This window comes from Rhodanobacter aciditrophus (genome assembly GCF_042679525.1).
GTDB classification, from domain to species: Bacteria; Pseudomonadota; Gammaproteobacteria; order Pseudomonadales; family Marinomonadaceae; genus Marinomonas; species Marinomonas aciditrophus.
Window position 1 is genome coordinate 279046 of record NZ_JBHTMN010000003.1, and the last position, 13694, is coordinate 292739.

12 protein-coding genes and 1 tRNA gene are annotated in these 13694 nt (G+C 46.9%); 7 read left to right on the plus strand and 6 right to left on the minus strand.

Features of this window, described 5'->3' with window-relative positions; genetic code table 11:
- Nucleotide 1: 1 nt before the first annotated feature.
- Complete coding sequence (locus ACFQ45_RS01965) at nt 2-589, plus strand: hypothetical protein (protein ID WP_377364783.1); 588 nt, start codon at nt 2-4, stop codon at nt 587-589.
- A gap of 237 nt (nt 590-826) precedes the next feature.
- On the opposite strand, the gene ACFQ45_RS01970 is transcribed toward ACFQ45_RS01965, so the two are convergent.
- Nucleotides 827-903, minus strand: a tRNA-Arg gene (locus tag ACFQ45_RS01970).
- A gap of 247 nt (nt 904-1150) precedes the next feature.
- Between ACFQ45_RS01970 and ACFQ45_RS01975 the strand changes: the two genes are divergently transcribed.
- The 6 genes from ACFQ45_RS01975 (at nt 1151) to ACFQ45_RS02000 (ending at nt 8012) form a co-directional block, all read left to right on the plus strand.
- The gene (locus ACFQ45_RS01975; protein ID WP_377364785.1) at nt 1151-2041 is read left to right on the plus strand and encodes a DUF4394 domain-containing protein; all 891 of its coding nucleotides are present in this window, start codon (nt 1151-1153) and stop codon (nt 2039-2041) included.
- A gap of 18 nt (nt 2042-2059) precedes the next feature.
- Complete coding sequence (locus ACFQ45_RS01980) at nt 2060-2668, plus strand: methylamine utilization protein (protein WP_377364787.1); 609 nt, start codon at nt 2060-2062, stop codon at nt 2666-2668.
- Entirely contained in the window at nt 2668-5049 is a 2382-nt protein-coding gene (locus tag ACFQ45_RS01985) for a putative bifunctional diguanylate cyclase/phosphodiesterase (protein WP_377364789.1), read from the plus strand. The genes ACFQ45_RS01980 and ACFQ45_RS01985 overlap by 1 nt, the downstream gene beginning before the upstream one ends.
- Before the next feature lie 120 nt (nt 5050-5169).
- Nucleotides 5170-5880, plus strand: a complete 711-nt coding sequence (locus ACFQ45_RS01990; RefSeq protein WP_377364790.1) for a dienelactone hydrolase family protein — start codon at nt 5170-5172, stop codon at nt 5878-5880.
- A gap of 153 nt (nt 5881-6033) precedes the next feature.
- Complete coding sequence (locus ACFQ45_RS01995) at nt 6034-6696, plus strand: glutathione S-transferase family protein (RefSeq protein ID WP_377364792.1); 663 nt, start codon at nt 6034-6036, stop codon at nt 6694-6696.
- 98 nt (nt 6697-6794) lie between these two features.
- Nucleotides 6795-8012, plus strand: a complete 1218-nt coding sequence (locus tag ACFQ45_RS02000; RefSeq protein WP_377364794.1) for an MFS transporter — start codon at nt 6795-6797, stop codon at nt 8010-8012.
- A 15-nt stretch (nt 8013-8027) separates the two neighbouring features.
- Here ACFQ45_RS02000 and pcaQ read toward each other — a convergent pair whose 3' ends face one another.
- From pcaQ to ACFQ45_RS02025, 5 genes are all read right to left on the minus strand, one after another.
- A complete protein-coding gene (gene pcaQ / locus ACFQ45_RS02005; protein WP_377364796.1) occupies nt 8028-8972 on the minus strand; it encodes a pca operon transcription factor PcaQ in 945 nt (314 codons plus the stop codon).
- Nucleotides 8973-9160: 188 nt separating this feature from the next.
- The gene (gene pepQ / locus ACFQ45_RS02010; RefSeq protein WP_377364798.1) at nt 9161-10444 is read right to left on the minus strand and encodes a Xaa-Pro dipeptidase; all 1284 of its coding nucleotides are present in this window, start codon (nt 10442-10444) and stop codon (nt 9161-9163) included.
- Between the two features lie 52 nt (nt 10445-10496).
- A complete protein-coding gene (locus tag ACFQ45_RS02015; RefSeq protein WP_377364800.1) occupies nt 10497-12419 on the minus strand; it encodes a putative bifunctional diguanylate cyclase/phosphodiesterase in 1923 nt (640 codons plus the stop codon).
- On the minus strand, nt 12420-12647 hold the full coding sequence (locus ACFQ45_RS02020) for a YgaP family membrane protein (protein WP_377364802.1): 228 nt from the start codon (nt 12645-12647) through the stop codon (nt 12420-12422).
- A 30-nt stretch (nt 12648-12677) separates the two neighbouring features.
- Nucleotides 12678-13679 (minus strand): hypothetical protein, encoded by a 1002-nt coding sequence (locus tag ACFQ45_RS02025; RefSeq protein WP_377364804.1) that lies wholly within the window; start codon nt 13677-13679, stop codon nt 12678-12680.
- Nucleotides 13680-13694 lie beyond the last annotated feature (15 nt).

Genomic DNA, 13694 nt, shown 5'->3' on the forward strand with positions numbered 1-13694 from the left:
TATGTCAGCATTTTTAATCAGCAGTGCTCCATCATTGCGTCAGACACAAATCACTGGAAAGCAAGCATCCGCGTCTTCCATTGAATTCGAAGATTGGACTGAAGTATCGCGGCTTGGTTTTCGCGGGCCACAAGCGGAAGCCTTTTTAATAGCTGAAAAGCTTCCTGTTCCAGATCAACCTAACCAAGCATTACTTGATGACAGTGGCATTCGCGTATTGCGCTTGAGTAAAAGTGAATTCTGGCTCATTGATGAAGCACAGCAAAATACGCAGCGCCTGTATGAAATAGAAACACGGGGGTTACAGCAACAAGAAGTATATCGACTGTACTGCCAGCATAGCCATGCTATGTTTATGTGCCGTGGTGTCGACTGTGGCACCATGTTTGCGAAGGTATGTGGTGTGGATTTGACGCAAGGGGCATTTGCAGTCAATCAGATTGCGCAGACTTCCGTTGCTCGGGTAAATGCTATTGTTGTAAATATTTCAGAAAACCCTGAAGGCGCAGATCGATATTTAGTGTTAAGTGACTTATCCAGTTCCCAACACCTATGGGACGCGTTTGGCGATGCGGCATCTGAGTTTTAACGCTAGTACCTAAACTGCTTTTAACCCAAAAAATCAGCCAGCTATCTGGCTGATTTTTTTATTTATAGATTGATTTACCAAGTCACTAATTTTGTTCGATACGTTCTGCTACAAGTCACTCTTAAGTTATCCTGATAAAAATATGAATGAGTAGTCAGATGGTCGTCATTTTATGACCACAACACTGGGTGGTGACTTGGAAAGGCTATGGAAAGCATGGGATCAGAGCTATGAAAATGGTACACCCGAGAGGATTCGAACCTCCGGCCTCGCCCTCCGGAGGGGCGCGCTCTATCCAGCTGAGCTACGGGTGCACATTGTAGGTCGCGAATTATAAGGACTTGTGCCCAGGGACTCAAGGTTGTTTTGGGGTACAAATTAAAACAATTTGCTTTCGGTGTATTTCACCTTTGTCTTATGTTTATGCTTAGAATACTAAACCGAGTTACGCTCCCTCTCGTACAGAGGCTTAGAGCATAAAGCATTGTGCTGTTAATGGAGAATATATCCGACGCTGAAGGATGCAGCAGGAATTCGAGTAATCATAATAAGAGGTAAGCTATGAAGAACGTTGCATGTCGCCTGACTACGGGAGTCGCATTAACAATTGGTCTGAGTATGTCTACTGGAGCTTTGGCTGATGGGCATATGGGTTCGCTGCCTAAATCTGTGTGGGCGATTGATGATGCCCATCGCTTGATCAATGTGAACCCTGCCATGCCCGCAAAAATCCAATCTTCGGTTCAAGTCACTGGCTTGGAAATGGGCGATAAAGTGATTGGTATCGATTTTCGTGTCGCCTACGGTGATATGTATGCTTTAGCTGATACGGGACGGATTTATATTATTAACCAAAAAACTGGCAAAGCGACCTTGGTGCCAGGCTCTTCCCCAGTTGCTCATATGGCCATGGGGCCCTATGGTTTTGATTTTAACCCCGCTGCAGACAAGTTACGTGTAGTAGGGGATAAGAACAGCAACTCTCGTTTGCACCCAGAAACCGGAGCGGTAGTAGATTTTAATGGCTCCACAGCTGGGGTTCAGCTAGATCCAAAACTGGCATACAGTGATGAAGATCCCTATGCGGGAGAGTTGCCTGATATTGTGGCTGCGGCTTACACCTATAATCCAAATGATAGTAAGCTGACGACCAATTATGCGATTGATCGTCGTCACGGTAACTTGGTAATGCAGGGGACAAAAGAAGGGGTGACACCAAGCGTTTCACCTAATTTGGGTGTGTTGTATACAGTAGGTGATTTATCTTTAGGCAGTATCCGCGATGCCTCTTTTGACATCAGTGACATTTCTAATGTGGCACTGGCAGCGGTGTTAAGCAGTCAAAACAGTAAGACGGTGTTGGTTGAAATCGATTTAGAGAGTGGTCGTAACCATGAACTTGGCGTGCTGGGAGATGGCGTGCATTACACTGGGTTTGCGATCGAGCCTTAATGTTAGGAGAAGCGATTCATGGTTAAGGGAAGGATAGTCAGTGCCTTGTGTGCCTGTGCTATGTCTTCGTCCATATGGGCGGCAGACATTCAAATTACTGTGTTGGGAAGTGGCGGAGAGCCATTAGAGAATGCAGTAGTGTTTCTTAAATCGGATGCGTTAATCAAGCAAGCCAAGCCTCAGACTGGGGTAACCATGGCTCAGCAAGATAGAGCGTTTATCCCCGGTTTGCAGGTCGTCACAAAGGGGTCGGCTATTTCCTTCCCAAATCAGGATGACGTGCGCCATCACGTTTACTCGTTTTCACCCGCCAAGACCTTTGAATTGAAGCTTTATATAGGTAAGCCAAAAGATCCTGTGGTATTTGATCAAGAAGGCATTGTTGAGCTGGGGTGCAATATCCATGACACCATGTTGGCTTGGGTATTGGTGACCAATACGTCTGTTTATGGCAAAACAGATGCGAATGGACTGGTGACTTTCTCAGGCCAGCCGTCTGATACATATGATGTGGATGTATGGCATCGCTCATTCCCTTATGGCGCTCCTTTTGAAACCGCTCAAGTGGCATTGGGTAAAACGGATGTGACCCAAACCATTCGTTTAGATTCTGGAAGCTCATTTTAATGGGACGCTTATTCGCGCTCTTTCGATCGCACTTATCGGCACGATTTGTACTGTTTACCCTGATACTGCTTTTGATTGTTCAAGCGGTGGGCTTTTTTGTTGTACGAGCGACCTTGGATCAGCAAGTTCGTGAAGAAGCTAACCGTGCCCTGACCGTTGCTGAGCGTGTTTGGCAGCAGCAAATGATACAAAGTCGTGATCGGTTGAAGGAGGGGGCAGAAGTGCTCTCTGCAGATTTCGGCTTCCGAGCTGCGGTGTCTTCTCAGGATGAAAAGACCATCTCTTCAGCGCTCCTAAATAGCGCGGAACGCATTGATGCCTCCATTGCCATCATGGTGGATTCTCGCTGGAACCTAAAGGCTTCTTCAAATCTGGGGGTGCTGTCTTCAACGAATCTCGGTTTCTTGATTCAGCGACTTGGCCAATCTATGGAAGCGGGAGATGCGAGTAATCTGATTGCTATGTATGACGGGGAGCCCACCCAATTTGTACTAGCTCCCATTCGAGCACCACGGGTGATTGGATACGTATTGCTAGGTTTTACAATTAAGGCGGACCGGATTCAGGCTGCCAGTGAGTTGTCTGGTGTAGACATCGTATTGCTAGCGAAAGAGGCGAATCAAGACGCAATCATCTTGGCAAATAAAGACAGTCTTTCAAGCTATTTTGCGAACAGTCCCCAAGCTAAATATTTTTTAGAAAATACCAGCACTGAGCTTGTTGTTGAAGACGATGTGTTTGTGAGTGCCATTAAAGGCAGTGAGGTCATTGGTGGCTATGTGAGTATGGTTTTTATGGAATCCCTCAATGATGCCCGGGCCAGCTTTGATCGTTTATCAAACCAATACCTTTTTGTGACGACCGCCGGTATTTTGGTGTTTGCCCTCGTGATTACTTGGCTTTCCCGTCGTGTTACCCAGCCCTTGCAAGCGCTAACAGAAGCGACAGCCGCTCTTGAAAAAGGGGATTTTAGTGCTCGAGTGAGTGGTGCCAAACGAGCAGATGAAGTGGGGACACTGGCACGAAGTTTCGCAGGCATGCGGACCAGTATCAGCGAGCAACAAGCGGAAATAAAAAAACTTGCCTATTTTGACTCCCTAACGTCCTTGCCTAACCGAGTGAGTTTTCGCTCTATGGTTGAGACAGCCATAGAAGATGCTGAAAACACATTTGTTGCCGTGGTCACTATCAACTTAGACCGTTTTAAACAGGTAAATGATGTGTTGGGTTACGCCATGGGGGATGAGATCCTAAAAGCCACGGCAATCCAACTGACGAACTCTGCAGGGCTAAGCCCAGATTGTGTCGCTAGGGTCAGTGGTGATGAATTTGCGATTATTTTGAGCTCATCTGACGCACTAGATGCTGTGCTACCAACATTGCAGCAATCTCTCAACCGTCCCTTGGAGATTAATGAAACCCAAATTGATCTCAGTGCCAGTATTGGTGTGGCTTCTTGGCCTAAAGATGCGACCGATGTGGACAACTTGATTAACGTGTCTCAAGTGGCCATGTATGCCGCCAAAGCCCGTAAAGAAGACTTGGTGATTTACCACGAATCATTGGTGACTGCCGCACCGGAAAACTTAAGTTTGTTATCTGAGCTGCGCCGAGCGGTCAATCAAGATGAACTGAGGGTATTCCTACAGCCAAAAGTAGATACGAAAACCCATAAAGTGACTGCCGCAGAAGCCTTAATACGTTGGCAGCACCCTGAAAAAGGTATGGTGGCGCCGTATTTATTTGTTCCTTTTGCAGAGCAGACCGGGTTTGTTCGGGAGCTAACTAAATGGATGATTCGTGAAGTGGTTCGCCAATGGCATGACTTGCAAATTCAAGACACACCGCTGCGTATTTCAGTGAATTTATCCACGCGGGATTTGATGGCACCGGGGTTACCGGAGTTTTTGGCGGATACCTTGTCTAAATTTGATGTGCCTGCTTCGGGTTTGTGTTTAGAAATCACTGAAAGTGCCATTATGGACGACCCAAAATTTGCGGAGCAGACCTTGGCAAAACTCTCCGAAATGGGCTTTAGGTTGTCGATTGATGATTTTGGGACCGGCTATTCATCGCTTGGTTATTTGAAGCGCTTGCCTGTGAACGAGCTGAAAGTAGATCAGTCCTTTGTGTTTGGTATGATTGAAAACCCAAATGATAAGGTGATTGTACGATCCACGATAGATTTGGCCCACAACCTTGGTTTAGATGTGGTGGCGGAAGGAGTGGAAACAGAAGACATGTATCACGCCCTTTGTGAGCTTGGTTGTGAAGAGGCTCAAGGGTACTTGATCAGTCGTCCTATTCCATTGTCTGAGTTCGCCCAATGGCGTGACACTTGGCAGTCCCGACAGCAGGGCAATCGTCCTGTATTTTCATAGCATGATTGCTTTATGCATAATTTCTAAATTATGAAAATCCCGAGAAGACCGTCTGGACTTCATTGATGTTCTGGCATGGCTCTCTTACATTGCTAAGAACACGATTTATTGGAGTTCCTTATGTCATCTGAATTTAATAAGAGATTTATTGAAGGGGTGGAGCGTTCCCATTCTCATGTGGCTTGGGACGGTGAAGACACGTCCAATGTCCATGTAGTGATCTGGCCAACTTGGGGCGGATTGAGCGATTTTGAAAAAGGCTTCGCCAGCGATATTGCAAGCTGGGGATATACGGCGACGGCGGTGGATCTTTATGGGCAAGACAATAACCCCGTTGATCTGCAAGCCAAAGCGGATACCTTAAAGTTACTAGTGACTGACCGTGCTCTTTTGACTGGGTTGCTAAACGATCTAACAAATGACGTGACCGCCGCACATTCAGATAAAAAGATTGTCCATGTTGGCTTCTGTCTTGGTGGTCGTTTGGCCATTGAAGCAGGTTTACATTTGCCGGTCAGTGCAGGGTCTGTCAGTTATCACGGCTTAATGAATTTCCATCGGGTTGAGCCAGAAAGTAAAGCCAACCAAGAAGCGCGCTTTTTAGTGTGTAATGGCTACCAAGATCCTATGGTCGATGAGGATTCTGCTGAAAGTGCTCGAGCGTATTTCGATGAGTTAGGGGTAGATTGGCAGTTTATTGACTTTGGTAATGCCAAGCATTCCTTCATGTTGCCTGGAGCTAATGCACCCCAAGACGGACATGCCTTTTCGCCGATTGCTAACCAGCGCGGCAGGGCTTACCTGAAAGCTTTCTTAGAAGAGATCGCTTAACCTTTCTTGATCAGAGTTAGAGTGATCCCCCTTTAAAGCGATACCTAGATGTATCGCTTTTTTGTGTCTCTCGTTCCCCTCAGTCCTTGTAAAATAAGTCATCTAGTTTTCCTTTTGTTCCGTATTTTAAGTAGGGAGACAAAGGAGAACGTTATGTTAGTGCTACACCATTTAGAAAATTCGCGTTCACAACGAATTGCTTGGGCATTGGAAGCCTTAGGTAAGGACTATGAGGTTAAAACCTACCAGCGGACGCCAGATCAGACGGCTCCTGAGAGTTTAAAGCGAATCCATCCATTAGGACATGCTCCGATTTTACAAGATGGGGCGTTAACTTTGGCGGAGTCTGGTGCGATTTTGGAGTACTTGGCGGAAGAGTATGACGCAAACGGTGTGTTAAAACCTGCTAGTAAAGAAGCGCGGGTGGACTATCGTTACTGGCTGCATTTTGCGGAAGGTTCTTTGATGTCATTGCTGCTGATGATGCTATTGTTTCGTAAAATCCCGAAGCAGAAAATGCCCTTTTTTGTGAAGCCCATTGCTAAAACCATCTGTGAAAAAGTGGAAGCCAGCTTCATTTCTCCACGTCTGCGGGATGCCTTGAATCTTATTGAAGACCATTTATCCCAGAATATCTGGTTTGCGGGGGAACAACCCAGTGCCGCAGACATTCAAATGAGTTTTCCGCTGTTAGCACTTAGCCAAGTGAGTGATTTGTCTGATTATCCACATATCCCAAAATGGATCGAAAGAGTCCGCAAACAGCCAGCGTACCAGCGTGCTGCCAATAAGGTTGGGGAGTTCAAAACGTTTTAGGACAAAATTGCGCCTTTTAAACCGATAGATTGTTCTTCTCAGGGATTTGGAGTACTGTCGCAGATTCGCCTGACATCCTATGTTTAAAAGGACTTAACATGTCTCAACCTGTTCGTTTACTCAGCATCGCGGTAGCGTTTGCTTGTGTCTTATTGGCGTTAAACTTCGGTTTACGCTCTTCTATGGGCTTTTTTATGGCCCCTATTTCTACTGAATTTGGCTACGGACGAGAAGTGTTTGCGTTTTCCTTGGCTTTGCAAAACCTATGGTGGGGATTGGCTCAGCCGGTGGCGGGGGCCTTGTCTGATCGCTTTGGTACTTTAAAGACGGTAATTGTTGGCTCTTTGCTTTATGCCCTAGGGCTTTATGTCACAGCCACGGCGGATGGTGCTGCAGATCTACATATTGGCGCGGGATTCTTAATGGGGATGGGGGTAGCTGCCACAGGGTTTGGTGTTGTTCTGCCTGCAATGGCACGTATGGTAGCACCTGAGAAGCGGGCATTCGCCTTAGGTTTGGGCAGTGCTGCTGGGTCTGCGGGACAGCTATTAGTGGTGCCCGTGGCTCAGGATTTCTTATCGGTATATGGCTGGAGCACGGCATTGATGTTATTGGGGGCCTGCGCTCTATTGATGGTGTTGTTTGCTGCGCCTTTGGGCCGAGCAGGAAGTGCCTCATCTGGTAGTGAGCCTGAGTCAGGACAAACGGTAAAGCAGGCGTTGCAAGAAGCCAGCGCTCATTCCCATTACTGGTTATTGGTAGCTGGTTTCTTTGTCTGTGGCTTCCAGCTGGCATTTATCACGGTCCATATGCCTGCGTTCTTAGCGGACGAAGGGTTTGCGCCAGAAGTGGCGGTAGCCAGTCTGGCTTTGATTGGGTTGTTTAATATCTTTGGTTGTTTGCTGTCTGGCTCATGGTCTGGGAAGTACTCTAAAAAATATTTACTGGCCTATATTTATGGTATCCGCGCGATAGTGATAGCTGCTTTTATGCTGCTGCCCATGAGTACCATGAGTGTGTATGTGTTTTCGATTATGACCGGATTATTGTGGTTGGCGACGGTACCGCCGACTTCAGGACTGGTTGGTCAGATGTTTGGTCTTAAACATATGGGAATGTTGTACGGCATCGTCTTTTTAAGCCACCAGTTGGGGTCTTTCAGTGGTGTGTGGTTGGGTGGTTATTTGTACGATACCACTGGGTCATACGATGTGGTGTGGTGGGCGGCAGCCATCATTGCTCTGGTGACTGCCTTTATTCATGTCGTTATCGATGAGCGACCTGTACTTCGTTTACGCAGTGCTGCACAGGCCTAGAGGTGATGAGGGCTATTAGGACGTAGGACGCACGTTGTAGTAGCTGTCTAGGTTTTCTGCCGTGTCTCGAACCGCCGTGGCAAACTGCTGTAAAGCAGAGGACATGGCGGTATCGGAGCGTACTGTTAGACCGACAGCGCTTAGGGTTTCTTTGGTGTTAACCGGTAACTCTGCTAACTCCCCATCGGCAATTTCCCGTGCCACCACTCCCCGTGAAATGATCCAGACTGCGTCATTGTGACGGATGAATTCTTTACCAAAGGAGTCTGATACCGTGTCGATACGGTCTTGGATTGGCCGCACGCCTTCTGCTAATAGGAAGCTTTCAACCGTTGGGCCTGTGATGGATTCTTTGGGGGGATAGAGCACGGTAAAGTCGGAGATGTCGTTTAGTTGGAAGTCTTGCTTGTTCAGTAGCGGATGACCGGGGCGCACGGTAAAAGCGATTTGTTCTGAATACAAATGCTGGAAGGATAGGCCAGACATGGCTTCCGGTACCCCTAATCGCCCCACTACAAGATCTAATTCTCCCACTCGTAATTGGCTCATGAGTAAGGAGTTAGGGCCAGAGACAAGGTGTAAACGCACATCAGTACGATGGTCTCGAAAACGTTTTACGGCTTCTGGCAAGATGCTAGTAGCGACTGTCGGTAACACACCGATGCTGAGTTGTTGAAAGCCCTTGTTCTGAGCTTGAGCAACCCTTTCTGCGCCTTCTCTTAGGGCAGCCACGCTGGTGCTGGCATATTCCAGAAACACATTGCCAAATGATGTCAGTTCAATGCCTTTTTTACTGCGCTCGAGTAACCTGACCCCAAGAATCTCTTCCAGCTCTTTCAGTTTTTTTGACACCGCAGGTTGCGTCAGTTGAAGGACATCGGCAGCTCGCACCAGACTGCCTTGACGAGTGACTTCTAAAAAACACTCAAGGTGGCGATATTTAATCCGATTTTCCATCATGACATGGGTACCTACGAGGCTATTTTTGACTGGCCTATTACACCTTTCTTTTTAAGCTATTAAAAGTAAACACTTGCAATTTTTGTCATGTAATGACGGTTATGTGGTGGAGGTTTAGGCAAATTGCGCCACTTTTGCCAAGGATAAAGTGATTGCCCATGACAAAAGTGACATGCATGGCAAGAGGGTTAGAGTGCGTCAAACGCCTCACGGGTCAGGTTACGGATCTGTGATTTACCCACTACCACGTTATCCTCAATACGAATACCGCCGTAAGGTAGCAGCTTATCAATCTTAGCGAAGTTACAACCGTGCTGAGGTACGTCTGCCTTGAGTTGATCGAGCAACATAGGAATAAAGTACAAGCCAGGCTCAATGGTGATGACCATGTTTTCTTGAAGGGGGCGGGTCAAACGAAGGAATGGACTCTCCGCTGGAGAGGGTTTCGTATCGCCAGCATGATTGATTTGGCGTCCTCCAATATCATGTACCTGCAAACCTAATAAATGCCCTAAGCCATGGGGGTAGAAATGTTGTGGAATGCGTTTTGCGATTTGCTCTTCCACACTCAATGAACACAGATCATGGGTACGCAGTATGTCTGCAATACCGGCAACGGTTTGGTCGTGCAATTCGATGAAGGATTGCCCGTCTAAAGACTGATTAGCGATGCGCTGTTGTAGTGTGTTCACATCATCATGGAGCGCTTTAAAGTCATCATTTAAAGCTAGGGTAGTGCGTGTAATATCACTGGCATAGCCATTGTATGTGGCCCCTGCGTCTACGAGTAGAGTCAATGGACGGAACGAACGTAAGTGATCTTTTTGCTCGTAATGCAGTACCGCTGCATGCTCGTTGATGCCGATGATGTTTGGATAAGGGGTGTAGGCCGCGTCTTGGCGGGTGGCATTCAAATAGGCTAGATGTACTTCAAATTCGCTGGCACCCGCTAAGAAGGCATCACTTGCAGCTTTGTGACCTGCCGCCGCAATATGAGAGGCTTTACTTAAGCATTCAATTTCATAGTCAGTTTTGACTGCGCGATAGAAGTCTAGCCAAGTTTCTAATGATGCAAGATTGGGGACGCCTTCAAGGTTGGCTGGCCCAATGAGTGCACAATGAGTGGGTAATGCTGCTACCCAGTCTTGGTTTTCAACTGGGGTAATTTGCCATGCAGATTGCCATTCGCCCTCTGGAACGGCGTTTACCATGTGCCAAAAGTCTTGCTTCGCAGGCCAAATAAGCTCCAGTTGATCGGCTTTAATGACCACATAGCAATTAGCGGGTAGGGCAAATGGGAGCCATTGTTGGGCCCCAGCATAGGGTTTAAAAGGGTGACTGTTATCGTCGTGGTAGTAGTAACTTAAGGCGCCACTGGCCACAACAATTGCATCGAGTTTGAATTGACTCAGTGCCTCTTTGTATCTTTGTAAGAGCACATCGAGGTGATGAAGATATACTGCATTGTCCATGTATTGATTCCACTGTCTGTAATGACCCACGGGTGGTGGGATTACCCCTAGTCTAGGCTACAGGGAGGGTGCGAGTAAATTTGATCATGGCGGTAAATTGATCGACGGGTAAAGGACGGGAATAATAAAAGCCCTGTCCAAAGTCACAGCCCATTTCTTTAAGTAGAGCCATTTGTGTTTTATTTTCAATGCCTTCTACCACAATGGTGCAGCCGAAAGATCGGGCAAGGGTCAGTGCTGTATTGACGATACTGTAGTGGTTGGCGTTGGTTTCTATGTCGTGTACAAACGAACGATCTACCTTGATGGTGTCCACATTTAATGAACTGACATAGGCAAGTGAACTCATGCCAGTCCCAAAGTCGTCAATTGAAAGTTTGACGCCGATTTCCTTAAAGTCATTTAAGGCATCAGAAATTGTTTGAATATCGACACTGGTCGCTGTTTCGGTCAGCTCTATTTCCAGCAGTTCAGGAGAGATGTTTCCCTTAACAAGGAGGTTTTGTGTGTACAGCACCAGATCCTTGTCTAGCAAGTTATAGGGGGACAAGTTCACGGCGATGGGACTTTCGATCCGTTGATTTTTCCATGTGACTAACTGTTGAATCGCTTGGCGAATTACGTAGCGTCCGAATTCCTGCACCAAACCACTTTGCTCGACCAATGGGATAAAAATCATTGGTGAGATCATTCCATCTGTCGGGTGAATCCAGCGGGCAAGGGCCTCGGCCCCGACTATTTCTCCGGTTTCGATTTTGACTTTTGGTTGGTAGTAAAGCTGAATTTGGTTTTCGGATAAGGCTGAGTTTAACTCACTGCGTAATTGCAGGTGGCGTTTGTTGTCCACGTTTCCACTGTTATTTGGGCAGTAGGTCGCCCAACCTGCTCTGCGTTGTTTGGCCTGATACATGGCGCTGTCCGCATAGGTAATTAAGGTTTCTACATGGTCGGTATGGGATGGAAAGTGAGCGACCCCCAGACTGGCACCGATGTTCACTGTCAGCTGATCCATCATTAAGGGTTCGTTGCAGGCAGTGATGATGTGGCTGGCCAGCACACTGGCCCCGTCGATGGACATGTTTGGCGCCCAGACCAAGAATTCGTCCCCACCTGCTCGAACCAGCATCTGATCTTCTGATAACTCCTGTTGAATACGATAAGCGAGGACAATCAGTAGCTTGTCTCCTGCTGAGTGTCCGAGGGAATCGTTCACATCTTTTAGGTGGTCAACATCTATGGCTAACAGGCAGCCTGATTCAGGTGCTTTTTGTTCTCTTGTTTGCATGACCCCATGGAGCTTGTTCACTAGGTACAAGCGATTAGGGAGCCCTGTTAAGCTGTCGTGGGTGGCAAGCTTTTTCAAGGCATCATTCTTGTCTTTGACCCGCTTTGTAATCCAAGAAGACAGCAACAAAGCTAGCCAGACAGCGATCCAGAATACGATTGCTGATGTGATGGCAAGGCGCTTAAACGCATAGGACATTGAGGTTTCTAAGCTGTTTGGTTTGACCGCTAGAATAAGGTCAACGTCATGATCCTTGCCGTAAAACCAGATAAAAGATTGGCCTTCAAACTTAAAGTGCCCAGAAGAGAGATCATCGCCGTCTGGTAAGGGGGGAATCAAGCTCATCAAGTCATCAGCTTGTGTCTCAGACACAGAGTCCGACAGGACAAAGTCTTCGAGTTTTGGGTGGCGGATGTGGACATGGTAACGGCTGTTTTTGGTGCCAAACGTGAGGGGCAAATGTTCTCGTAAATGATTCAATTCACTGGTGTTGGCGTGCTCGAGCTCGTGCAAAAAGGCTTTACCTTCTTGCTCCAAGTAGTGGGTTTCGGTTCGAATACCTAGATCATTTATCAGGCGATAGGCCACCGTGGCATACACAGCAGATACCATAATGGCCACACTCAGACAGACAAATATGAGTCGCCGCCTGAGCTGGTTATCTTGTTCAAATTCTCTAAAAGCTGTCATTTAAGAGCGTTTATTAGAATCCGGATGGGTGTTGATGCCTGTCAGTGCATAGACAGGACACCAGCCAGTTGAAAGAGAGATGAGGTTTAAGATGCCAAATATGCCGAGCAATATCTCTAAAATGGGTTCATTAAGCATGTCACCATTAAACAAAGCAAACCCTGTTACGGCCACACCGATGACACCTCGCATGATGCGATCCCAGAAATGAAGATTTTTAGTAATCATAATAAATCCCTCATAGGCAATGTGATTACTCTAATGTATTGGTGTATTGAGTACTGTAATAAATTGCAACTCTTCATTTGTATCATGGGGCGATACGTCAAATATCTCTAAGCTGGGTCTACGAGGGTGCTTTTTTAATCCGCGGCTGAGGCATTGCATCTTAAGGACATGCCATGCGAGTCCTAAATACTCATAACTACCCTGATATTTTAATCGAGCATATTGGCCTTTAAAGACCAGTCTTTCTGGATGAGCTTCACAAGGGGTAAAACATTGAATAGGAATACCTAAGCGCCCGACAAAGTAATGATGGCTCAAATCTGCGGTGTCATACAAAGCGAATCGTGGGCCGGCAGGAGGGTTTTCAGGCCCGAGAATGGCGGTGAGATCTTGAAAGCCCATGGCCATGATTTGCGACATATGTTGTTCACTTACGATGAAAGGCCGTGTGACAGCATCCATATTGCTTAATGTTTGGCAATCTAAGGCAGTAAAGGAAAGTGTTGTGTTTTGAGAGGGTTCAAATGTGCTATGAAGTTGAACCAGCATGAGCTTAAGATCAGCGTAGAGCTGATTGAGTTGCTGTGTATGATGATAACGCCGCCAAAAGGGTAACCTGTTATTGGCTTTTAGTCGCAGGCGCTTGCCTTCCTCTGAATCAATAAGGTCTATGGTGATATGTAAATCGCCATAAAATAATCTGTCAGATGCGACCAGCAAAGACAGGGGGAGTTGGTTTAAGGGCTGACGTGGGCTGCAGGTGATCGTGCCAAGATGTTGGCTTGAGAAAGTGATTTGCCCATATGGGTAGCTGGAGTCAGCTTTTTTGACCATGACATCGGCCTTAGTATCGTAACGTATCCAAGGCAACCAATTAGGCCAATTCGCTAATTGAGTGAGAGCTAGCGGAAGTGAGCTGGTGTCTTGGTTGACCGGCAGTGTGTGCTGAATCCAGCATTTCTGCTGTGTAAAAAGGACGTATCCGCAGACAACCAGTAATATCACGATACATAAAATGATAAATACGACCACGTATTGCGCTCCTTA

What these genes read in the sequence shown, in the direction of transcription:
- ACFQ45_RS01965 (WP_377364783.1), top strand. Translation starts at nt 2, where the DNA reads ATGTCAGCATTTTTAATCAGCAGTGCTCCATCATTGCGTCAGACACAA.
- ACFQ45_RS01975 (WP_377364785.1), top strand. Translation starts at nt 1,151, where the DNA reads ATGAAGAACGTTGCATGTCGCCTGACTACGGGAGTCGCATTAACAATT.
- ACFQ45_RS01980 (WP_377364787.1), top strand. Translation starts at nt 2,060, where the DNA reads ATGGTTAAGGGAAGGATAGTCAGTGCCTTGTGTGCCTGTGCTATGTCT.
- ACFQ45_RS01985 (WP_377364789.1), top strand. Translation starts at nt 2,668, where the DNA reads ATGGGACGCTTATTCGCGCTCTTTCGATCGCACTTATCGGCACGATTT.
- ACFQ45_RS01990 (WP_377364790.1), top strand. Translation starts at nt 5,170, where the DNA reads ATGTCATCTGAATTTAATAAGAGATTTATTGAAGGGGTGGAGCGTTCC.
- ACFQ45_RS01995 (WP_377364792.1), top strand. Translation starts at nt 6,034, where the DNA reads ATGTTAGTGCTACACCATTTAGAAAATTCGCGTTCACAACGAATTGCT.
- ACFQ45_RS02000 (WP_377364794.1), top strand. Translation starts at nt 6,795, where the DNA reads ATGTCTCAACCTGTTCGTTTACTCAGCATCGCGGTAGCGTTTGCTTGT.
- pcaQ (WP_377364796.1), bottom strand. Translation starts at nt 8,972, where the DNA reads ATGATGGAAAATCGGATTAAATATCGCCACCTTGAGTGTTTTTTAGAA.
- pepQ (WP_377364798.1), bottom strand. Translation starts at nt 10,444, where the DNA reads ATGGACAATGCAGTATATCTTCATCACCTCGATGTGCTCTTACAAAGA.
- ACFQ45_RS02015 (WP_377364800.1), bottom strand. Translation starts at nt 12,419, where the DNA reads ATGACAGCTTTTAGAGAATTTGAACAAGATAACCAGCTCAGGCGGCGA.
- ACFQ45_RS02020 (WP_377364802.1), bottom strand. Translation starts at nt 12,647, where the DNA reads ATGATTACTAAAAATCTTCATTTCTGGGATCGCATCATGCGAGGTGTC.